Here is a 21,182-nt window from a genome sequence, read left to right as displayed (position 1 = left end):
GACTTGCGTCGGTCAGGTGCGGGCGGTCACCAGGCGGCGGGCCGCCGCCCGCGGACGACGGCCCGGAAACGCGGCCCGCGTGCCTGCCGGGCGCCGCTTCACGTGGACCGCCCAAGGGCACCGTCGGCTCAGTAGCGGCCCTCGAACCAGGCCCGTACGGCCACCGTGTGCAGCGGGAAGGCGAGTTCCTCGGGCCTGCGCAGCAGGTGCCAGCCCTCTGTCTCGTCCGTGGCGGCGGAGGGCGGCAGGCCGTCGGCGGGGCGCTCCGGCAGCAGGCCGAAGAGCAGGAGGTGGCCGTCGGGCGAACTCATCACGTCGGCGAGGCGCACGTCGCGTGCCGCCGCGTCGATGCCGGTCTCCTCCTTGAGTTCGCGGACGACCGCGTGCCGCCAGTCCTCCCGGTCGTCGACGTAACCGCCGGGCAGGGCGGTGCCGCCGAGGGCGGGGGCCACGGTCCGCGTGATGACGACCAGGGCGGTGCCGCTGGTGTCGTACACGGGCTGGAGGGCCACCGCGACGGGCAGCGGATTGCGGTGGGCCACGGTGCCGCACGCGGGGCAGGTGCGGGGCCAGCCGGAGACGCCCTCCCCGTAGGGTGCGCCGCATCCCGAACAGTGGGAGCCCGGCACGGAGTTGGGGGTTGAGGTGTGGGTTTCGGACACGCCGCGGACTGTATCCGATCACCACGAGGGCGTCTCCGTCGGGCGGCTCAGTGCCTGCCGGTCAGCGACTTGGCGGACACGGGGAAGTCGAAGAAGGTGCCCGGGTACGGCTCGGGTTTGAAGGTGAAGTGCCACCACTCCTCGGCCAGGTTCACGAAGCCGAGGCTCTCCAGGGTGCCCTTGAGGAGCAGCCGGTTGGCGCGCTGTTCGCCCTGGATGCGCGGGTCGAGGGTGTGGGAGAGGGTGTCGAAGCAGTCGTAGCCGGTGCCCATGTCGACGGAGTTGTCCGGGAAGCGCTGGTCCTGGGGCGCGTAGCAGGGCACGAAGGGCTGGCCGGGGTGGTGGGGCCGGGTCGGCTTCGCGGGGAGCCGGACGATGGTGAGGTCGACGGTCGAGCCGCGGCTGTGGCCTGATTTCTCCGCGATGTAACCGTCCGCGAACAGGCGGGACTTGTCGACGTCCGGGTAGAACTCCGCCTTCATCGCCTGGTCGTCGAGGTCCTTGGCCCAGCGCACGAAGTGGTCCACGGCGCGCTGCGGCCGGTAGCAGTCGTAGACCTTGAGGCTGTAGCCCTGGCGCAGCAGTGCCGTCTGGGCCTCGTGCAGGGCTTCGGCGGCGGGGCGGGTGAGGATGCACAGGGGCTGCTGGTAGCCGTCGATGCGCTCGCCGACGAAGTTGTGCGGCGTGAAGTAGCGCATGTCCTCGATGATCGTCCGGTCGACGTCCCTGAGGGCCACGAAGTCCTCGGGCGCCCCGGGTTCGGTGCCGGCGTGGGCGGTGCCCGCGGCGGTGGTGGCGACGAGCAGGGTGGTGAGAGCGGTGACCAGAGCGCGTACCGCGGTGGAGAGTCGTGTCATGTCCCTGCGTCTATCAGGAGTGGGTTCCGCCGGGGAAGTGACCGGGCGCTGTCGTGCCGGTGGCGCCTGCCGCGCTGAAGGTCGGGCCAAGGCATGCACACGCTGTGCGACCGGGCGGGAAGCCTGCGTGAACGTCTCATGAACTGGGCCAGGGCGGTCCTCGGCGGCGCCACGATGCTCCCGTGCCCTCCTGGACGGACAGTCTGCGGTTCGCCTTCCAGCCGGTGGTCAATCTGGCCACCGGCGGGGTCGCCGGGCTGGAGGTACTCGCCCGCCCGGAGAGCGGCGACATCCTGGCCGAGGCCCGCCGCGACCCGGAGCTCGACAGGCGGCTCGCGGTGTCCGCCGTCCGTGCGGCGGTGCGCCACGAGACGCTGCTTCCGCTGCACGTCAACGTGTTCGCGGGCACCCTCGCCGATCTCGGCGGCCTCACGCCCCTGCACGACGCCGTGCGCGAGGCCGGGCGGCTGCCCTGGGAGGTGACGGTCGACGTCTGCCCGCCGTACACGCACGTGCCGCAGCGGGCCCTGCTGGAAGCCGTGGACGCGGTCAGGGAGCAGGGCTTTGGGATCTGCGCCGACGGCGTCGGGGACGGGGACGTTCCGCTGCGGCTGCTCGCCGACCTGGCCCCCGGTCTGGTGAAGCTCGACGCCGCGCTGCTGGCGCGGCCGGCCGCCGTACGGGCGATGCGGACGCTCTGCGACGAGCTGGGCGCGCTGCTGTCGGTCGAGGGCGTGGAGACCGAGGTGCAGTGCGGGGCGGCGCTGGCGGCCGGTGCGCAGCTCGCGCAGGGCGAGCTGTTCGCGCCGCCCGCCCGGCTGCCCGTGGCGGACGTGTACGTTCCGCCACGCTCCCCCGGGCCCGTGGCGGTGCCGCGGTCCGGACCGTCGGTCCGCGAGTTCGTGCGGCCGGCCGCGCTGCTGCCCGCCACGGCGTCCGCCGGTCAGGTGCGCGCGCTGCTGACCGGCTCCCCCGAGGTCTCCGGGGTGCTGCTCGTGGACCGGGCCGGGGTTCCGGTCCGTTCGGTGCACCGGTCGCGCTTCCTGCTGTCGATGTCGGCGCGCTACGGGCACGCCCTGTACGCGGACCGACCGGCCGCCAAGCTCGGTGACGCGCCCCGCACGGTCGGCGTCGACGCGACCGCGTGGGAGGTGCTGGACGTGCTGGCGGTCGGCGACCGGGACCGCACGTCGGACGACGTGGCCGTGGTGGACCGGTACGGGCGGTGCGTGGGCGTCGTACGGCTCGCGGACCTGGTGCGCGCCCTGGCCGAGAGCCGTGTGGAGGAGGCGGCCGGGCTCAATCCGCTGACCAGGTTGCCCGGTTCCGACGCGATCACCGGCGAGGTGGACCGGAGGATCGCCGCCGGGCGGCTCTTCACGCTGAGCTGGCTGGACGTCGACCACTTCAAGCAGGTCAACGACGGTGCCGGATTCGCGGCCGGGGACGAGCTGATCCGTTCGGTGGGGCGGGCGCTGCAACAGGCGGCGACGGGCGGCACGCGCGTGGGGCACATCGGCGGGGACGACTTCCTGGTGCTGGCGGAACCGGACGAGCTGGATCCGCTGGCCTCGTCCGTCCTTGACGCGCCCTGGTCGGCGGGTGGCAGGCCGGTCACGTTGTCGCTGGCGACGGTGCTGTGCGCGCCGGGCAGCGTCACGGACCACCGGCAGGTGGCCGCCTGTCTCGCGCCGCTGAAGAAGGCCGCGAAGGCGTTGCGGGGCGCGAGCTGGGTGCTGGGCCGGGCGGGGCTGCCCGGGTTCGAGATCCGGCGCGGCGCGGAGGGGACGCCCGCGCCCGCGGGGCTCGCGGTGGTGGAGCCGGGCGGGGTCTGACGGGGCGGACCACCGGGTCCGACGGGCGGAGTCGGGCGGAGGGCTACGGGGGGGGGCGCCGGCTGTCCGTGCGGGCTGTCGGGCGGTCGCCGACGTGTGCCGCCTCGTGGCCGATTCCCGCGCTCGTCTCTCCAGGGCTCTTGCGCTTGTCGTGCGCCGGCACGCTCTCAACCGTTGCCGTCGGCGACCTTGACGCCCTTTGGGTGCCGGTGAACACTTCCGGTGTCGGTCGACATCGCGCTCCATCTCGGCGCATTCCGGTATTGCGCCGCGCGGCCCCGCTGTGCTTCGGGCCAGTCCCCCACGGGCGATTCGGCTGCGCGGGCACACCCGTCGCGGGCGCCGGGCAGGCGCGCGGGATTCCTGCCGCCGGGCGAGACCGCCATGGGAAACGCACCATGGGAGAACGAACCCACCCTGCACGGAGCGCCGGGGCCGACCGTCCCGGAGCCGGGGCCTAGGAGTCGCCATGAGCAACGGAGACATTTTCGTCGGCGAGGTCATCGGTACGGCGATCCTCATTCTGTTCGGCGCCGGTGTCTGTGCCGCCGTCACCCTGAGATTCTCGAAAGCCCGCGCCTCGGGCTGGATCGTGATCGCGTTCGGATGGGGCTTCGCCGTGCTGGCGGGCGCCTACACCGCCGCCCCGCTGTCCGGCGGGCACATCAATCCGGCCGTCACCGTCGCCATCGCCATCGACACCGGCGAGTGGGGCAAGGTCTGGGTCTACGTCCTGGGCCAGCTCGTCGGCGCCATGCTGGGCGCGGTGCTGTGCTACCTGGTGTACTTCGCGCAGTTCCAGGCCAACGTGCGCGAGACGGGCACCACGGAGGGCACGGCGGACGAGCCGGTTCCGACGCTCGGGATCTTCTCCACCATCCCGGAGATCCGCAACCCCGTCGCCAACCTGCTGACGGAGATCATCGCGACCATGGGGCTCGCCCTGCCGATCCTCTCCTTCGGCCTCACCAAGGGTCTCGGCGAGTCCGGCATGCTCGTGCTGATCGTCGCGCTCCTCGTCGTCGGCCTCGGCCTGTCCCTGGGCGGTCCGACCGGCTACGCCATCAACCCCGCGCGCGACCTCGGCCCCCGGATCGTGCACACCTTCCTGCCGATCCCGAACAAGGGCACCTCCGACTGGGGCTACGCGTGGATCCCGGTCGTCGGCCCGCTGATCGGCGGATCGCTCGCGGGCCTCATCTACAACGCAGCCTTCTGACGTCCCAGCCCAAGGGGTAGCCATGACGGACAACTCTGAGAAGTACGTCGCCGCAATCGACCAGGGCACCACTTCGAGCCGCTGCATCGTCTTCGACCACAGCGGCGCCATCGTCGCCGTCGACCAGCGCGAGCACCGCCAGATCTTCCCCAAGCCGGGCTGGGTGGAGCACGACGCCACCGAGATCTGGTCCAAGGTGCAGGCGGTGGTGGCGGGGGCCATCGCCAAGGCAGGGCTGCGCGCGGACCAGATCAGCGCGCTCGGGATCACCAACCAGCGCGAGACGACGGTCCTGTGGGACCGCTCGACGGGCAAGCCCGTGCACAACGCGATCGTGTGGCAGGACACCCGTACCTCCGCCCTGTGCAACCAGCTGGGCGGCTCGGACGGCCAGGACCGGTTCCGCGAGCAGACCGGGCTGCCGCTGGCCAGCTACTTCTCCGGCCCGAAGGCGGCCTGGCTGCTCGACAACGTGCCCGGCCTCAGAACCCGCGCGGAGCGCGGCGAGATCGCCTTCGGCACGATCGACTCCTGGCTGATCTGGAACCTGACCGGCGGCACGGACGGCGGCCGGCACGTCACCGACGTGACGAACGCCGGGCGCACCATGCTGATGAACCTGGAGACCCTCCAGTGGGACCCCTCCATCCTGTCCGCGATGAACGTCCCCGAGGCGATCCTGCCCGAGATCAGGTCGTCCTCCGAGGTGTACGGCACCGCGGTCGGGCAGCTGTCCGGGGTGCCCGTCGCATCCGCGCTGGGCGACCAGCAGGCGGCCGTGTTCGGTCAGGCCTGCTACGACGTGGGCACGGCGAAGAACACCTACGGCACCGGCAGCTTCCTGCTGCTGAACACCGGGAACCGGCCGGTGCCGTCGAAGAACGGGCTGCTGACGACGATGGGGTACAAGATCGGCGACGAGGCGCCCGTGTACTGCCTCGAGGGCGCGATCGCCATCACGGGCGCGCTGGTGCAGTGGTTCCGCGACCAGCTCGGCATCATCCGTACCGCCGACGAGATCGAGCCGCTGGCGGCGAGCGTGGAGGACAACGGCGGGGCGTACATCGTGCCCGCGTTCTCGGGCCTGTTCGCGCCGTACTGGCGCTCCGACGCGCGCGGTGTCGTCACCGGGCTCACCCGGTACGTCACGAAGGCGCACCTCGCGCGGGCGGTGCTGGAGGCGACGAGCTGGCAGACCCGTGAGGTCGTGGACGCCATGTACCAGGACTCCGGGGTGCGGATCACGACCCTGAAGGTCGACGGCGGCATGACGAAGAACAACCTGCTCATGCAGCACCAGGCGGACGTGCTCGACGTGCCGGTGATCCGGCCGAAGGTGTCCGAGACGACCTGCCTGGGCGCCGCGTACGCGGCCGGGCTCGCCACGGGCGTGTGGAACGACCTCGACGAGCTGAAGGCGCACTGGCAGGAGGACGCCGAGTGGCGGCCGGCCATGGAGGCGTCGGTGCGTGACCGCGAGTACCACAACTGGCGGAAGGCGGTGGAGAAGAGCTTCGGCTGGCTGGAGGAGGGTGAATAGGCGGGCAGGCACGCGTCCGCTGGGCCGAGCAGCACGCACGCGTGCACGCGGTTCTTTCGTCCACGCGCGTGTGCCGCCGCCCTCTCACCGCGTTCCGTGCCCCTGGACGGCCGAGGGGCACGGGCCCGCGCGCGTCAGGTGGTGACGGCCCGGCGGCGGTCCGACGCGAACCTCATCGCATGCTGGACGACGCCCACCAGGATGTCCTTCACGGACTCGCGGTCGCGCGCGTCGCACATCACGACCGGGACGTAGTCGTCGAGGTCGAGGGCGTGCCGGACGTCCTGCTCGGGGTAACGGGCCGCTCCTTCGAAGCAGTTGACGCCGACGAGGAACGGTATGGACCGCCGCTCGAAGTAGTCGATCGCGGCGAAGCAGTCCTCCAGGCGGCGCGTGTCGGCGAGCACCACGGCGCCGAGGGCACCCTCCGAGAGCTCGTCCCACATGAACCAGAACCGCTCCTGGCCGGGCGTTCCGAAGAGGTACAGCACCAGGTCCTCGCGGAGCGTGATGCGACCGAAGTCCATGGCCACGGTGGTGGTGTGCTTGCCCTCCACACCGCTGGTGTCGTCGACCGGACGACCGGCCTCCGTGAGCAGTTCCTCGGTGCGCAGCGGCCTGATCTCGCTGACCGCGCCGACCAGCGTGGTCTTGCCCACGCCGAAGCCGCCGGCCACCAGGATCTTGAGCGTGACGGGCTCGACGGGGGGCTTGCCGCGCTCAGAGCGCCCGAAGATCATCGGTCTTTTCTCCTGCTTGATGGGGGTCGGGCGGCGGTGGGCCGTAGCCTCCGCCGCCGGGGGTTTCGATGACGAGCACGTCATCGGGGCCGACGTCCGCGAAGTCGCTTCCGCCGAGCTCGGTGACCGTGCCGTCGGCGCGCTCCACCCGGTTGGCGCCGAGCGCGCCGGGGGCGCCGCCGGCCATGCCGTACGGCGGGACCCTGCGGTGCTGGGAGAGCGTGGAGGCGGTCATGGGTTCCAGGAACCGGATGCGGCGTACGGCGCCGTCCCCTCCAGGCCACCGTCCGGCGCCGCCGCTGCCGCGCCGGACCGCGAACTCGTCGAGCCGGACGGGCAGGCGCCACTCCAGGACCTCGGGGTCGGTGAGCCGCGAGTTCGTCATGTGGGTCTGGACCACGGGCGCGCCGGGGAAGCCGTGGCCGGCGCCCGATCCGGAGGCGACGGTCTCGTAGTACTGGTGGCGTTCGTTGCCGAAGGTGACGTTGTTCATGGTGCCGGAGCCCTCGGCCTGGACGCCGAGGGCGGCGTACAGGGCGCCGGTGATGGCCTGGGAAGTCTCGACGTTGCCCGCGACGACGGCGGCCGGTGGCTCGGGGGCGAGCATGGAGCCGGGCGGCACGACGATGTTCAGGGGGCGCAGGCAGCCGTCGTTGAGGGGGATGTCGTCGGCGACCAGGGTGCGGAAGACGTACAGGACCGCGGCGTCGACGACCGAGGAGGGGGCGTTGAAGTTGGTGGCGAGCTGCGCCGAGGTGCCGGTGAAGTCGATGGTCGCTGAGCGGTTCCCGCGGTCCACGCGCACGCGTACCCGGATGATCGCGCCGGAGTCGGTCTCGTAGGCGTACTCGCCGTCGTCCAGGGCGTCGATGACGCGGCGGACGGCTTCCTCGGCGTTGTCCTGCACGTGCCGCATGTAGGCCTGCACGACGTCGAGGCCGAAGTTCTCGATCATGTGGCCGACTTCGTCGACGCCCTTTTGGTTGGCGGCGATCTGGGCGCGCAGGTCGGCGAGGTTGGTCTTCGGGTTGCGGGAGGGGTACGGCGCCTCGGTCAGCAGGCGGAGGGTCTCGGCCTCGCGGAAGCGGCCGTTCTCGGTCAGCAGCCAGTTGTCGAAGAGGACGCCCTCCTCCTCGATGGTGCGGCTGTTCGCGGGCATGGAGCCGGGGGCGATGCCGCCGATCTCGGCGTGGTGGCCGCGGGAGGCGACGTAGAACAGAATCCGGTCACTGTGCGTGCCCGTGTCCACGGTCGCTTCGGTACTCGTGGCCGCGGCGGGCGCGGTGCCGAAGACGGGGGTGATCACTGTGACGTCGGGGAGGTGGGTGCCGCCGTGGTAGGGGTCGTTGACGGCGTACATGTCGCCGGAGCGCATGCTCGTGCCGCGGCGCCGGATGACCTCCTTGACGCTGGTGCCCATCGAGCCCAGGTGGACGGGGATGTGCGGGGCGTTGGCCACCAGGTTCCCGTCCGGGTCGAACAGCGCGCAGGAGAAGTCGAGCCGCTCCTTGATGTTGACGGACTGGGCGGTGGACTCCAGCCGGGCGCCCATCTGTTCGGCGATGGACATGAACAGGTTGTTGAAGACCTCGAGAAGAACCGGGTCGGTTTTCGTGTCGAGATCGGAACTCTGCGTGACCGCGACGCGTTCCATGACCAGATGCCCGTCGTCGGTCGTCGCGGCTTGCCAGCCGTCGTCGACGACGGTCGTCGAGCCGGCCTCGGTGATGATCGCCGGGCCGGTGACGGTCTCGCCGGGGGGCAGGTGCTCACGGCGGTGGAGGGGTACGTCGCGCCAGGTGCCGCCGGTGTGGAGGCGGACGGTGTCGGGGGCGGCGCGGTGGCCTTCGTAGCGGGCGAGGGCCGACAGATCGGGGGGTTCGGTGATGCCGGTGGCTTCGACGGAGAGGGCTTCGACGACGATCGGACGGTCGAGCGTGAAGGAGTACGTGGCGCGATGACGTTCTTCGAAGGCGCCCCGCATGGTGTCGGGGTCGGTCAGCTCGACGGTGAGGGTGGTGTCGGTGCCGTCGTAGCGCAGTTGCGCACGGCGGGTGACGCGGATGCGGTCCTCGGGGACGTCCTCCGCGAGGACTTCGGCGCGGGCCGCGGTCGCCAGGTCGTCGGCGGTCTTGTGGACGCCGGGCATCGCGGCGGGGTTCAAAGGCGCTTCGACGGACTGTTCGCGCATGGCGGTGGTGTCGGCGAGGCCGATGCCGAGCGCGGACAGGACACCGGCCATGGGCGGCACGAGTACGGTGCGGATGCCGAGGGAGTCGGCGACCATGCACGCGTGCTGGCCGCCGGCGCCGCCGAAGGTGGTGAGGGCGTAGCGGGTGACGTCGTGGCCCTTCTGGACGGAGATGCGCTTCACGGCGTTCGCGATGCTGACGACGGCGATCCGGAGGTAGCCCTCGGCGACCTCCTCCGGGCTGCGGTCGTCGCCGGTCCGCTCGCGGATCTCGCGCGCGAGGCCGGTGAAGCGGTCCCGGACGACGTCCGCGTCGAGCGGCTGGCCGCCGCCGGGGCCGAACACGCTGGGGAAGAACGCGGGCTGGATGCGTCCGAGCATCACGTTGGCGTCGGTGACGGCGAGCGGTCCGCCCGCGCGGTAGCAGGCGGGGCCGGGGTCCGCGCCCGCCGAGTCCGGCCCTACGCGGTAGCGGGCGCCGTCGAAGTGGAGGACCGAGCCGCCGCCGGCCGCGACGGTGTGGATGTCCAGCATGGGCGCGCGCAGCCGGACGCCGGCGATCTGCGTGGTGAAGACCCGTTCGTACGCGCCGGCGAAGTGCGAGACGTCGGTGGAGGTGCCGCCCATGTCGAAGCCGATGACACGGTCGAAGCCCGCGAGCTGCGACATGCGGGCCATGCCGACGATGCCTCCGGCCGGGCCCGACAGGATGGCGTCCTTGCCGCGGAACTGACCGGCCTCGGCGAGTCCGCCGTTGGACTGCATGAACATCAGCCGCACGCCTTCGAGCCGGCCGGCGACCTGCTGCACGTAGCGGCGCAACACGGGCGACAGGTAGGCGTCGACGACGGCTGTGTCCCCGCGCGGGACGAGCTTCATCAGCGGGCTGACCTCGCTGGACAGCGAGACCTGCGGGAAACCGACACGCGCGGCGAGCGCTCCCACGGCCTGTTCGTGCGCGGGATGCAGGTGGCTGTGCAGGCATACGACGGCGACGGCGCGGATCCCGTCGTCGTACGCCGCCTCGAGCTGCCCGGCGAGGGCGTCCAGATCGGGGGCGCGCAGGACGGTGCCGTCGGCGGCGATGCGTTCGTCGACCTCGATGACCCGCTCGTACAGCGGCTCGGGCAGCTCGATGCGGCGGGCGAAGATGCGGGGGCGGTTCTGGTAGGCGATGCGCAGCGCGTCGCGGAAGCCGCGGGTGATGACGAGCAGGGTCCGCTCGCCCTTGCGTTCCAGCAGGGCGTTGGTGGCGACGGTGGTCCCCATCCGGACGGCCTCGACGGGATCGCCGGCACCGTCGAGCAGCGCCCGGACACCGGCCACCGCCGCGTCGGGGTACCGGGCCGGGTTGTCCGACAGCAGCTTGTGCGTGAGCAGCCGGCCGTCGGGGCGGCGCGCGACGATGTCGGTGAACGTGCCGCCCCGGTCGACCCAGAACTGCCAGCCTGTCACGTCAGTACTCCGCTTCCGCACCGCTCACAGCGCACGCAGGCCGTTGATCACGTCGCGCAGAATACTCTCGTCCGGCAGCTCGGCCGGGGGTACAGGCCGGTTCACATGGACGAGTTCCGCGGCCACGAGATCCCCCACGAGTACCCGCACCACGCCGATCGGCAGGTCGAGTTCCGCGGCGAGTTCCGCGACCGACTGCGGGGTGTCCCGGCACAGTCCGACGATGTCGACGTGTTCCGGGGACAGCGTGGGGTCGGCCTCCGGGTCGTCCGCGTGGGGTTCCGTGACGACCACCGCGATCACGTCGAGGCGGTGCTGGGCCGCACTGGTGGTGCGGCCCCGCGTCATGGCGTAGGGACGGACGACCGGTCCGGCCTCGTCGTCGAACCAGTGGCTTCTTCCCTGACCGTCTGCGCTCATGTCATCCCACTACCCGCCTGGGTGCAGATCGGTGCGCGGAGCGGTGCCCAGATGTACGCCGACCCGCTTGACCAGCAGCGTCATCTCGTAGGCGACCTGACCGACGTCCGAGTCCGCGTCCGAGAGGACGGCGAGGCAGCTGCCGTCGCCGGCGGCCGTCACGAACAGGAACGCGTCGTCGAGTTCGACGACGGTCTGCCGGACGTTGCCCGCCTCGAAGTGCCGGCCCACGCCCTTGGCGAGGCTGTGGAAGCCGGAGGCCACGGCGGCCAGGTGCTCGCTGTCCTCACGGGTGAGGTCCTTGGACGCCCCCGTTGCCAGACCGTCGCCGGAGAGCACGACGGCTTTCCGGATGCTGGCGACGCGGTCCACCAGGTCGTCGAGGAGCCAGTTCAGCTCCCCGTTGATGGTCGCGGTGTGGCCGGTCGGCTTTGGTGCGGTCATCGACCGTCCCCCTTGTTCGTTCCTTGCGGTGCTGGGCCGCTGCGGGCTTCGTCGCCCGCGGCGTTCTCCTCGCGGCCGCGCTGCCAGCCGCGCTGGAGCGAGGCCATGCGGCTGCGTACTTCGTCGGCGTCCCGGTCGGCGGGCTCGGCCCGGTTCGCGGTGCGCCGCTGTTCGCGTTTCAGCTGGGGCGCCAGGCTGGCCTGCCGGACGCGCCGGGGCAGTCCGCCCGGGCCGCCGGGTCCCGACGCCGCGTCCGTATCTGCGTATGGGGCGCCACGGCCCGGTGCCCGGTCCGCCGGGCTCGGTGCGGCACCGGTTCCCGCCGCTGCGGGACCGGGGCGCTCGGAGGCGTCCACCGGGCCGCCGGCCGCGGCTTCCGGGCGCCGGGCGCGCCTGGGCAGGCCAGGGACCTCGGGCTCGTCGCCGGGGGCGCCGCACCAAGGGGCGGGCGTGGCCGGGGTCGCGGCCTGCCCGTCGGCGCGGGCCGCCGGGTCGGTGTCCCAGCGGGCGGGTGTCGTGCCGCGGCGCCGGGCGGGCAGCGGTGGCACGGCGTCGGTCTGCGGGCGGCCCGGGCCGGGCCCGGAGGCGGGCTCGGGACCGCGGCGGCGGGTCGGCAGCGTGGGCGGCGTCTCGTCGAGCCGCTCGGGGCCGCCCGACAGGGCCGTGTCGTCCGCCTCACCGCGCCGCCCGCGCTGGTCGGTGACCGGGCGGCCGTGCGAGCTGACCAGCTTCGGCGTGTGGCGCCGTGGCAGCGGCACGGGGGCGTTGAGGGCGCCGTCCGCGTCGTCGGTCGTGCCCGGGGTGTCGGCGGGGGCGCGGTGGTGACGGTCACGGCGGCGTGCCGTGGTGTCGTCGGGGCGGGGGACGGCGCCGCGCCTGCGGAAGATGCCGCCGCGTTCGCTGTCCTCGTCGCCGAGCACGCCCGGGAAGTCGTCGAGGCCGTCCAGGCCGACGGGCGCCTCCAGCTCGATCGGGCCGTCCAGCACGGAGACCGGGAGGCCCGGCAGGTGCGCCGGCACCTGGGTGAGGGCGTCCCGGCCGTCCTCGGACTCGGCGGCGTCGGGACGCTGGGGTCGGTCGAGGCGGAAGCCGACGCCGTTGGTGTCGGGGGCGTCGTCCGTCAGCAGCGTGTCGGGGATGAACACGACGGCGGTGGTGCCGCCGTACGGGGACGGCTGGAGGGAGACCCGGACGTTCTGCCGCTGGGCGAGCCGGCTCACGACGAACAGGCCGAGCCGGTCGGTGTCGGACAGCTCGAACTCGGGGGTCTCGGCGAGCCGGAGGTTGGCGTCGAGCAGCGCGTCGGCCGTCATGCCGAGGCCGCGGTCGTGGATCTCCAGGGTGAAGCCGTTGGCGACGCGCTCGCCGAGGACCTGCACGGCGGTGTGCGGCGGGGAGAACACCGTGGCGTTCTCCAGGAGTTCCGCCACGAGGTGGGTGAGGTCGGCGACCGCGGGGCCGGTGACGGCGACCCGCGGCAGGCGGCGCACCTCGATGCGCTCGTAGTCCTCGACCTCGGCGACGGAGGCGCGCACGACGTCCATCAGCTGGACGGGCTTGCGCCACTGCCGGGAGGGGGCGGCGCCGGAGAGGATCACCAGGCCCTCGGCGTGCCGGCGCATACGGGTGGTCAGGTGGTCCAGGCGGAACAGGTCCGCGAGTTCCTCGGTGTCCTCGGTCCGCCGCTCCATGCTGTCGAGCAGGGTGAGCTGCTTGTGCAGCAGGACCTGGCTGCGCCGGGCGAGGTTCACGAAGACCTCGGAGACGCCGGCCCGGAGTTCGGCCTGCTTGACGGCTGCCTCGACGGCGGCCCGCTGGAGGGTGTTGAGGGCCTGGCCGACGTCGCCGATCTCGTTCTTGTCGTACTCCAGGCGCGGGACCTCGGTCTCCACGTCGACCTGCTCGCCCGCCGAGAGGCGGCGCATCACGCTGGGCAGCCGCACGCCGGACGCCTCGTGGGCCTCCAGGCGCAGCTGGCGCAGGTCGCGGATGAGGCCGCGGCCGATGCGGACGGACAGGAAGAGGGAGAGCAGCAGGGCGATCAGGCCGAGGACGCCGGCGACGGCCACCTGGGCGATGACGTTCATCGCGGCCGGGCTGACCCGGTCCTGGTAGCGGTCGCCGGCCTGGTCGTTGAGGGTGGCGAGCTTGTCGAGGACATTGCCGGCCGCGGCGTCCCAGCTCTTGGCGTCGACTCCCCTGGGGCTGCCGGTGTCCGAGGTCACGGCCGCTTCCTCGGCCACGCGCACGGGAGCGGAGGAGGCGTTCTTCCAGAAGCTCTCGAACCGGTCCCGCTCCGACGAGGGCAGCAGCGGCAGGTTGACGTCGTACAGCAGCCTGCGCTGGGCCACCAGGTCGGAGACGTCGCGCATCTCGCCGCGGGTGATCCTGCCGACGATGAGGGCCGAGCCGAGCAGGGCGTCCTCGCGGGAGAGCAGTTCCCGGGCCCGGGCGAGGTTGACGAGCGCCCGGTACTGCTTTTCGAGCTCACCGTCGTCGACGACGGTGAGGCCGGAGAGCAGGACGTAACAGGGGTCGATCAGACGGTTGTAGAGGTCGAGGGCCTGGGCGCGGTTGACGGTGCCCTCCTCGACGCTGCGGCGCAGGGAGGTGATGCCCTCGAAGGCGTCGAGGACGGCGGTCAGCCGGTCGCTGGAGCCTTCGCCGAGGGCGTCCCGTACATCGGCGTTCCTGGCGTTGGCACGAATTGTGGCGACGGCCTTGTCGGTGGCCGTGCGGCTGCGTCGGAGATCGGCCAGTCCTGCGGAGGCGCGCGGGTCGGCGAGGTGGACCAGGGTCTGGCGGCGCTCCTGCTGGAGCACCCGGACGGTGTCCTCGACGGGGTAGCCGATCTTCTCGACCACGGCCGACACGTTGAACAGCCGGCTCGCCTCACGTCCCGTGATGACCGTGGCGAAAGCCCAGATCGCGGTGAGCGACACCAGCGGCACGAGAAGCAGCGCCACGATCTTCCGGCGGATCGACTTCCCGCGAAAGCGCATGGCCTCCCCCAGCTCGACCCCCGTCGGCACGGGGATACTCATGTGCGTCAACAAACGGCGCGAGCCTACTACCGACGCCCCGGGAACTCGAAGAGCCTTCCGGAACCTGAACTTCCGTACCGGCGGAAAGAGATGGGGAGTTGTCCGGTCATTGGGGGAGATTGCCTCCCCGAATCCGGCTGGACCCCTGTGCGCGGATCACTGTGTGGCGCAGGTCAGTTGGCCGGTTTTCATCGCTGCCCGGGAATCTTCATGCGGCGCCGTTCGTCCTACTCCATGGGAAATGGGGGCGGAATCGGCCACAGGAACCGTGCCCTGCCCCGGGGCGGCGTAAAACAGCGCAAGCCGGGCAGCCAGTGGGAGTCGGGTCGTCGGACTCGGGACGAGCGGACTGCTGGGGATGGGAAGTGACACTTGATGGGCACGGCGGAGCGGCTGAAGACATCCGTTGACGAGGGGGCGGGACGCGTGAGGGCGCCACGCGGCACGGAGGCACGGGATATCGGCATTCCGGCGGCCCGGCAGGAGACGGCGGGCAAGGACGCGCCCGGGAAGACCGGGACCGGGGCGGGGACACCCCGAGGCGGAGGCATATCCGGGGCGGCCGGCGCGGACGAGGCGCGACAGGAGCAGGCGGCCTACCGGCCGCTGTGGATCGAGGAGCCCGCGCGGCGGCGCCGACTGCCCGATCCGGTGCGCACCGCGGCGGTGCGGGCGGTCCTCATCATCGCGGTGACGCTGGTGCAGGCGGTGGTGGCCTTCCTGTGCACCATGGCCGGGTCGTGGCTGGCGGTCCCGATGGTGATCAGCAGCGTGGCCAGCACGATGGTGGCCACCTGGGGTGCGCTGGACGTCTGGGTGACGCGCCAGGTCTGGAACCAGCGCAACGGCGTGGTGTCGACCCCGAGCAGCACGGCCCGCGCCCTGCGGCGCGAGCGGCGCCGGGCCCGCAGGCAGGCGCGCGTCGCCGAGCGGGCACAGGAGCGGATACGCAGGCGGGGCGGCACGGGCCGGCTGTCGCATTCGTAGCGGTCGAGGCCTGAGCCGGCGGCTGAGCGGCGCCCCGGGGGCGCGGGAAACGGCGCGACCAGCCGCACCGAATCGCAGTTCCCGACGACGCCCCGCCACGACGAAGCTGCGGAGCGACGAAGCTGCGGAGCGACGAACCCGCGGTCCCACGCCGAGCTACGAGCTACTGGCCGCCGGCCGCCGGTACATCCGCGTCGCGGTGATCTCACTGTGCCCGCCCTCCGCGCCGGAGGTGACCCGCGGCAGTCCCGGCCGCAGGTGTTCCTCCACGCTGATGTACTTCAGCCCGGCCCGCAGGTCGGCGTCGTTGCGCAGCCGGATGACCAGCGGGAACTCGGCCAGGGCGGTCGTGTCGAACAGACCGGTGGTGTAGAGGAGCTGGACCCCGAGGGCGTCGGCGACCGCGCGCTGGAGTTCCAGGAGGTACGTGGCGTTGGCGCGGCCGATCGGGTTGTCCAGGAACAGCGTGCCGGCGTGCCGGTGCTTGTCCCGGCCGCGGTCGTTGGAGCGCAGGGCGGCCATCGTGCAGTACAGGGCGATGGCCGCCGTCAGCAGCTGGCCGCCCGAGAACACATCGCCCATCTGGCCGACCGGCACGCGCTCGGCGCGCAGCACCGCGTCCGGCTTGAGGATCTCGACGGCCACGCCCTTCGGCTGGAGCGCCGCGGCGACTCCCCGCAGCAGCAGGGACATGCCGTCGCGCCGCAGGTCGGAGTTCTTCTTCACGGCCGCGCGGGTCGCCTCGTCCACCACGTCGCCGAGCCGCTCGGTGAGCGTGGCCTGGTCGGGCTCCTCGAAGCGGATGCGCAGGAACTCCTGCCCGGACCACTCGCCGAGCCCTTCGGGCAGCCGGGACAGCCGCTGCGCGGACCGCAGCGTGGCGAGGGCCGACTCCACGAGTCCGCGCAGGCGGTCCACGATCGAGTCGCGGTTGCGCTCCAGTTGCGCCAGTTCGTCCGTCAGGACCCGCAGGCGGGGTGCGAAGGCGTCCGCCCATTTCTGGGCGTGTTCGGGCAGGGTTGCGGCGGGCAGTTCGCGGATCTGCTGCCGGGCCGGGGTGCGCACCTGCTCGTAGCGCGTGGAGTTGGCGTGCCGGACGAGGATGTCGCTGGCCTCGCGGACGGCGGCCTCGGCGGCCGACAGGTCGGCGGCGCAGCCGCGCAGGGACCGGCGGGCCTCGGCGGCCGAGTGCCGGGCCTCTTCAAGGCTGCCCGGGTACGGCTCCGGGGCCTCCTGGTCCTCCTCGGCGGGGTGCTCGCGCAGCAGGTCGCGGAGCATCGCGGCGATCTCGTCGAAGCCGCCGGCCGCGTCCTCGGCCGCGCGGTGGGCGTCGAGGAGCTCGGCGTGGGCCTCGCGGGCCCGCGCCAGTGCCTCGGTGCGGGAGGCGAGTTCGGCCGTCGCCGTGCGCAGCAGGGCCTGGGCGTGCTCGGCGTCGCGCGGGACGAGGTCCCCGGGGAGTTCGGTGTGGGCGTCGCCGTCCTCGGGCGCGTGCCGCTCGGCCTCGCCCCGCAGCCGTCCGAGGTGCTCGCTGGCGCTGGACATGCGGGTCTCCAGCAGCTGCACCAGTTCCTCGGCGCGGGCCGCGGCGGCCTGCCGGGAGGGCCCGTCGGAGCCGTCCGGGGACTCCAGCAGGTGTGCGGCGCGCGTGCGGACCTTGTTGCTGAGGCGGTCCAGCTCGGCCCGGGCGGCGCTCTCGTCGCTCTCCGCGCGGGCCTGCTCGGCGCGCAGGTCGGCGCCGACGCCGACCTTCTCGTACAGCTGGGAGGCGGCCCGGTAGGCCTCGCGGAGAGCGGGCAGGGACGACTTCGGGGCGGCCGCGTCGTCCGCGGGCACGTCGTCGGGGGCGCCGGCGATCTCGGAGCGTTCGGCGCGCAGCGCACGCGCGGTGCGGCGGGCGTCGTCGGCGGCGCGCTGGGCGGCACGCCGGTCCTCGTCGGCGGCGCGGGCGCGTTCCAGGCAGGACTGGGCGCGGGCCTCGGCCTCGGTGGCCTCGTCGGCGAGTTCACGCAGCTTGGCCTGCCAGCCCGCCCGTTCCCGCAGCCGGAAGGCGAGGCCTGCGAGGGCGTCGGCGGCGCGGCGGGCCTGCTGCGCGGCCTCCTGACGTTCGTCACGGACCCGTACCGCCTCTGCGGCGGCTTCCTCGGCCTCGGCCCGCACGGTGCGTGCCTCGGCGAGTTCGGCCTCGGCCTCCGCTGCGAAGGCGCGTGCCTCCGCGGCGGCCCGGGCCAGCTCGGCGAGGCGTCCGGCGGGGCAGCCGGTGCGCCAGGAGGCGAGGCGGGCGGCCAGCTCGCGGTCCTTGCCGAGCCGCGCGGCGAGCGCCCGGATCTCCTCGTCGCGCGCGGTGGCGCGGGCGCGCAGCGCCTGCCGCTCCTCGTCGGCGGCGTGCTCGTCGTGCATGGCCGGGTTCGGCGGTACGAGGAACACATCGCCGCTGCCGGAGCCGGTGCCCGGGGTGGGGGCGAGCAGGGCGGCGGCGGTGCCGACCGCGACGGCCGACCTCGGCAGCAGGGCCGCGTCGCTCAGCGCGTCCCGGGCGCGGGCGTGCGAGTCGGGGTCGGTGATGATCACGCCGTCGACGAGTTCGGGGCGGGCGGCCAGGACGCGCGCGTGGTCGGCGGGGTCGACGGCCTGGGCCAGGTAGCGCCAGCCAGGCAGCGCGGGGATGCCGTGCTCGCCGAGGAACTCGACGGTGGCCAGCACGTCCGGTCCGGGCGGCAGCAGCCCGCCGTCGCCGAGGGCGCCGAGGATCCGGGCGTCGTCGGCGGCGGCCGTACGGAGGTCGAACAGCTGGCGTTCGGCGGAGGAGACGGCGTCGTCCAGGAGTGCGCGCAGGTCGTCGGCGAAGCGGTCCAGCTCCTCGGCGGTGAGCGCCCCTTCGGCGGCGGGGCTGCCCGCCCAGGACGGTTCCTGGGCGGCGCCGCGCGCGCCGTCGGGCCGGGCTGCGGACGGGCCGTCGCCGCTGCGGGGCCCGGGTACGCCGACCCGTGCGGTGCCGGGCAGGCTGAGCAGTTCCGCGAGCCGTTCCTCGGCCGCGAGCGCCTCGGCGGTGCGCAGCTCCGCCTGGTGGCCGCGCTCCGCGGCGGTGGCGGCGTCGGAGGCGCGGGCCGCGGTCAGTTCCGTGCGGGTCTCGGCGGCGGCTGCCTCGCGCGCGTGCTCGGTGGCGCGGCGTGCGGCTTCGCGGGCGGTGTCCCAGGCGGCGACCGCGGTCTTCTCGGCGTCGCTGGCGGCGAGGGCGGCGCGGGCCGGGTCGGCGTCGGGCGCGCTGTCGTCGAGCCAGCCCGCGCGGACGGCCTCGGCGGTCTCCTGCTCGACCTCGGCGAGGCGCTGGCGCAGGTGTCCGATCTCGCTGCGGGCGCGCTGGGCCTCGGTGGCGGCGGCCGTGGCGTCCCGGTGGGCGAGGTCGCCGGTCTCCTGGAGGGCGGCGGAGCGCTCCTCCTCCTCGTTGGCGAGGTTCTCGGCGTTCTGCGCGGCGGCGTGCAGGGCCCGTACGAGGTCGGTGGCGGCCTTGGTACGGGCGGCGAGCGCGGGGGCGGCGTCCCGCTCGGCCTCCTGGATCGCGGCGGACACGCGGGCGACGCGGTCGGCGGCGGCGCGGTGGCGCAGTACGGCCTCGGCGGCCTGCCAGGCGGCGTGCAGGGTGCGGGCGTCGGCGAGTTCCCGCTTCTGCGCGGCGGCGGCCTTCTCGGCGGCGGCGAGGGCCAGCGAGGCGTGCCGGTAGGCGAGTTCGGCGGCGGTCAGGGCGCTGCGCTCGCGGGCGGACCCGGCATGGGTGACGGCGTGCGCGGCGGCGGTGACGCGCTGGGCGAGGTCGGCGGCGCGGGCCCGCTCCTGTGCGCCGCGCGCGGAGAGCCGGCGGGCCAGTGTCCTCGTGCGGCGTTCGGCGCCGGCGTGCACGTCACGCGCGCGTGAGCGGGCGTCGGCGGCTTCCACGATGCGGCCGAGGAGGTCCACGGAGCCCGCGGTGAAGTCGCGTTCGGCGATCAGTTCGGCGCGGCGGCCGAGTTTGCTGCCGAAGCCGCCGACGAGGTCGGCGAGGCCGTCGGTGTCCCGGGTGTCGGTGACGGCGCGCAGCAGCAGGTCGGTGAAGTCGGAGTCCTTCTTGACGGCGAACAGACCGGCGGCCTCGCCCTCGTCGGCGTTCATCTCCCGCTGGTAGCGGAAGAGTTCGGGGTCGAGGCCGAGTTCGCCGAGGTGCTCGGTCCAGCGCTCGTGGATCTCCTCCCAGTGCACCTCCAGGTGCGGGTAGGCCTTCTGGGCCTCGGTGAGGGCGTCGCGGAAGCCCTTCATGGTGCGGCGGCGGCCCTGGGCGCCCGAGACGCCCTCCGCCGCGGGGCGCACGGCGGTCGACTCGGCGACGGGGAGGTTGTCCAGGCTGAGTCCGGGGCCGGGCCGGAAGGAGTACCAGGCCTCGGCGAACTTCCGCGGGTCGTTGGAGACCTGGCGCCCGCGCCATTCGCTGACCTTGCCGACGACGACGCACTCGCCGGTCAGCACGTGCTGCCACTCCAGGGCCACGTGCCCGCAGTCGTCGGCGAGCAGGAACTTGCGCAGCACGCCGGAGCTGGCGCCGCCGAGGGTGTTGCGGTGGCCGGGCAGCATCACGGAGAAGATCAGCTTGAGCAGTACCGACTTGCCGCCGCCGTTCTCCAGGAAGAGCACGCCGGCGGGCGCGGGGCGGCGCGGCGGGCCGACCGGTTCCTCCTCGAAGAACTCCGCCTGCGTGGGCGCGGGGTCGGGCACGGGTTCGCCGACACCGCGCAGGTCAAGCACGGTGTCGGCGTAGCGCGCACCGGCGGGTCCGATGGAGTAGAGGCGGACCCGGGACAGCTCGTACATGGCGGACTCTCGTCAGTCTTTTCGAGGTGGGGGGTCAGGGGGCTTCAGGAGGAGTGGAAGGGCAGCCCGGCGTCGGCCACCAGCTCCGGGTCGTCGGCGTCCTGCGGGGGCAGCAGTGTCGGCGTGCCGTCGGTGACCGGGACGATCCCCAGCTCCAGCAGTTCGGCCATGGCGGCGCTGCCGGCCATGTCGCGCACCTGGAGCTGGTAGCGGGCGGTGGTGCGGTAGGTGCCGCCGTTGTCGTCGCCGGTGCGCTGGAGGAAGCCGGAGTCGGTGAGGAAGGCGACGGCCTTGCCGACGATGCCGGTGGTGGAGCCGGCGAGGCGGCGTGCGTCCTTGGTGGCGCCGGTCGCGGTGCGTCTGGCCCAGATCCGCCAGGCGGTCTCCAGGCCGGGCGCGTCGGTGGCCGGGTCGGTGTTCTCGCCCTGTGCCTCGGCGCGCTCCTCCAGCCGTCGGCAGGCCTGGCGGACAAACGCGTCGACGCCGTTGACCGTGACGCGCCCGATGTACCCGTCGTCGGCGAGGTCCTCGGGGCGCGGGAACGCCAGGGCGGCGACGGCGAGATGGGCGAGGCCGTGCAGGAAGCGGTCGGCGGAGTCGGCGGACGTGCGGCGCGCGTACTCGCCCATGCGGACGGCGAACACCGAGTCCTCGGCGGCGGTCACGGCCATGCCCGCGCGCGGGGACACCTCCAGGACGACGAGCCCGAGCCCGGTCGCGACGGCGTCGGCGAGCCGCGCGAACGGCGGGTCCTCCCGGTAGCGGCGCAGCAGGTCGGCGTACTCCTGGTCGCGGGCCGGCTGCAGCTTGGGCTGCAGGCCGAAGGCGACGAGCCGGGCCGCGTCGGCGGCGTCGGCGGGGGTGACGGCGGCGCTCGCCGACGGGGCCGCGGGCTCGGCCTCACTCCACTCGACGTGCTCGGTCACGGTCGGTGCTCCTTGCTGCGCTGGTG

13 protein-coding genes are annotated in these 21,182 nt (G+C 73.4%); 4 read left to right on the top strand and 9 right to left on the bottom strand.

Going from position 1 to position 21,182, the window contains the following annotated elements; translation table 11 throughout:
* Positions 1 to 128: 128 nt before the first annotated feature.
* Together AB0M97_RS24065 and AB0M97_RS24060 are read right to left on the bottom strand one after the other, a co-directional pair.
* On the bottom strand, positions 129 to 662 hold the full coding sequence (locus AB0M97_RS24065; protein WP_365963023.1) for an NUDIX domain-containing protein: 534 nt from the start codon (positions 660 to 662) through the stop codon (positions 129 to 131).
* Positions 663 to 709: 47 nt separating this feature from the next.
* A complete protein-coding gene (locus AB0M97_RS24060) occupies positions 710 to 1,519 on the bottom strand; it encodes a M15 family metallopeptidase (RefSeq protein WP_365963022.1) in 810 nt (269 codons plus the stop codon).
* Between the two features lie 182 nt (positions 1,520 to 1,701).
* On the opposite strand from AB0M97_RS24060, the gene AB0M97_RS24055 reads away from it, so the two are divergent.
* The 3 genes from AB0M97_RS24055 to glpK all read left to right on the top strand — a co-directional run bounded on the left by AB0M97_RS24055 (position 1,702) and on the right by glpK (position 6,113).
* Positions 1,702 to 3,354 carry a GGDEF domain-containing protein gene (locus AB0M97_RS24055; protein WP_365963021.1) on the top strand — a complete coding sequence of 551 codons (1,653 nt, stop codon included), beginning with the start codon at positions 1,702 to 1,704 and terminating at the stop codon, positions 3,352 to 3,354.
* 469 nt (positions 3,355 to 3,823) lie between these two features.
* Positions 3,824 to 4,573: an MIP/aquaporin family protein gene (locus AB0M97_RS24050; RefSeq protein ID WP_365963020.1), complete on the top strand. Its 750-nt coding sequence runs from the start codon at positions 3,824 to 3,826 to the stop codon at positions 4,571 to 4,573.
* A gap of 22 nt (positions 4,574 to 4,595) precedes the next feature.
* Complete coding sequence (glpK, locus tag AB0M97_RS24045) at positions 4,596 to 6,113, top strand: glycerol kinase GlpK (protein WP_365963019.1); 1,518 nt, start codon at positions 4,596 to 4,598, stop codon at positions 6,111 to 6,113.
* Positions 6,114 to 6,247: 134 nt separating this feature from the next.
* On the opposite strand, the gene AB0M97_RS24040 is transcribed toward glpK, so the two are convergent.
* From AB0M97_RS24040 to AB0M97_RS24020, 5 genes are read right to left on the bottom strand one after another with little or no spacing between them, the layout of a single operon-like run.
* Positions 6,248 to 6,853 carry an ATP/GTP-binding protein gene (locus AB0M97_RS24040; protein WP_365963018.1) on the bottom strand — a complete coding sequence of 202 codons (606 nt, stop codon included), beginning with the start codon at positions 6,851 to 6,853 and terminating at the stop codon, positions 6,248 to 6,250.
* Positions 6,834 to 10,499 (bottom strand): hydantoinase B/oxoprolinase family protein, encoded by a 3,666-nt coding sequence (locus AB0M97_RS24035; protein WP_365963017.1) that lies wholly within the window; start codon positions 10,497 to 10,499, stop codon positions 6,834 to 6,836. Before AB0M97_RS24035 ends, AB0M97_RS24040 begins: the two co-directional genes overlap by 20 nt.
* 24 nt (positions 10,500 to 10,523) lie before the next feature.
* The gene (locus AB0M97_RS24030; protein WP_365963016.1) at positions 10,524 to 10,919 is read right to left on the bottom strand and encodes a DUF742 domain-containing protein; all 396 of its coding nucleotides are present in this window, start codon (positions 10,917 to 10,919) and stop codon (positions 10,524 to 10,526) included.
* A 9-nt stretch (positions 10,920 to 10,928) separates the two neighbouring features.
* Complete coding sequence (locus tag AB0M97_RS24025) at positions 10,929 to 11,363, bottom strand: roadblock/LC7 domain-containing protein (RefSeq protein ID WP_365963015.1); 435 nt, start codon at positions 11,361 to 11,363, stop codon at positions 10,929 to 10,931.
* A complete protein-coding gene (locus tag AB0M97_RS24020) occupies positions 11,360 to 14,365 on the bottom strand; it encodes a nitrate- and nitrite sensing domain-containing protein (RefSeq protein WP_365963032.1) in 3,006 nt (1,001 codons plus the stop codon). The genes AB0M97_RS24025 and AB0M97_RS24020 overlap by 4 nt, the downstream gene beginning before the upstream one ends.
* A gap of 417 nt (positions 14,366 to 14,782) precedes the next feature.
* Between AB0M97_RS24020 and AB0M97_RS24015 the strand changes: the two genes are divergently transcribed.
* Positions 14,783 to 15,394: a hypothetical protein gene (locus tag AB0M97_RS24015; protein ID WP_365963014.1), complete on the top strand. Its 612-nt coding sequence runs from the start codon at positions 14,783 to 14,785 to the stop codon at positions 15,392 to 15,394.
* Between the two features lie 156 nt (positions 15,395 to 15,550).
* Here the strand turns inward: AB0M97_RS24015 and AB0M97_RS24010 are convergent, their stop codons facing one another.
* Together AB0M97_RS24010 and AB0M97_RS24005 are read right to left on the bottom strand one after the other, a co-directional pair.
* Positions 15,551 to 20,230, bottom strand: coding sequence for a hypothetical protein (locus tag AB0M97_RS24010; RefSeq protein WP_365963013.1), 4,680 nt, complete (start codon positions 20,228 to 20,230; stop codon positions 15,551 to 15,553).
* Positions 20,231 to 20,274: 44 nt separating this feature from the next.
* On the bottom strand, positions 20,275 to 21,156 hold the full coding sequence (locus AB0M97_RS24005) for a hypothetical protein (protein ID WP_365963012.1): 882 nt from the start codon (positions 21,154 to 21,156) through the stop codon (positions 20,275 to 20,277).
* Between the last annotated feature and the right edge of the window lie 26 nt (positions 21,157 to 21,182).

The organism is Streptomyces sp. NPDC051207 (genome assembly GCF_040682395.1).
Classification (GTDB): domain Bacteria; phylum Actinomycetota; class Actinomycetes; order Streptomycetales; family Streptomycetaceae; genus Streptomyces.
The sequence above is the reverse complement of the archived record's forward strand: the minus strand, read 5'-3'. Positions and strand labels throughout refer to the sequence as shown.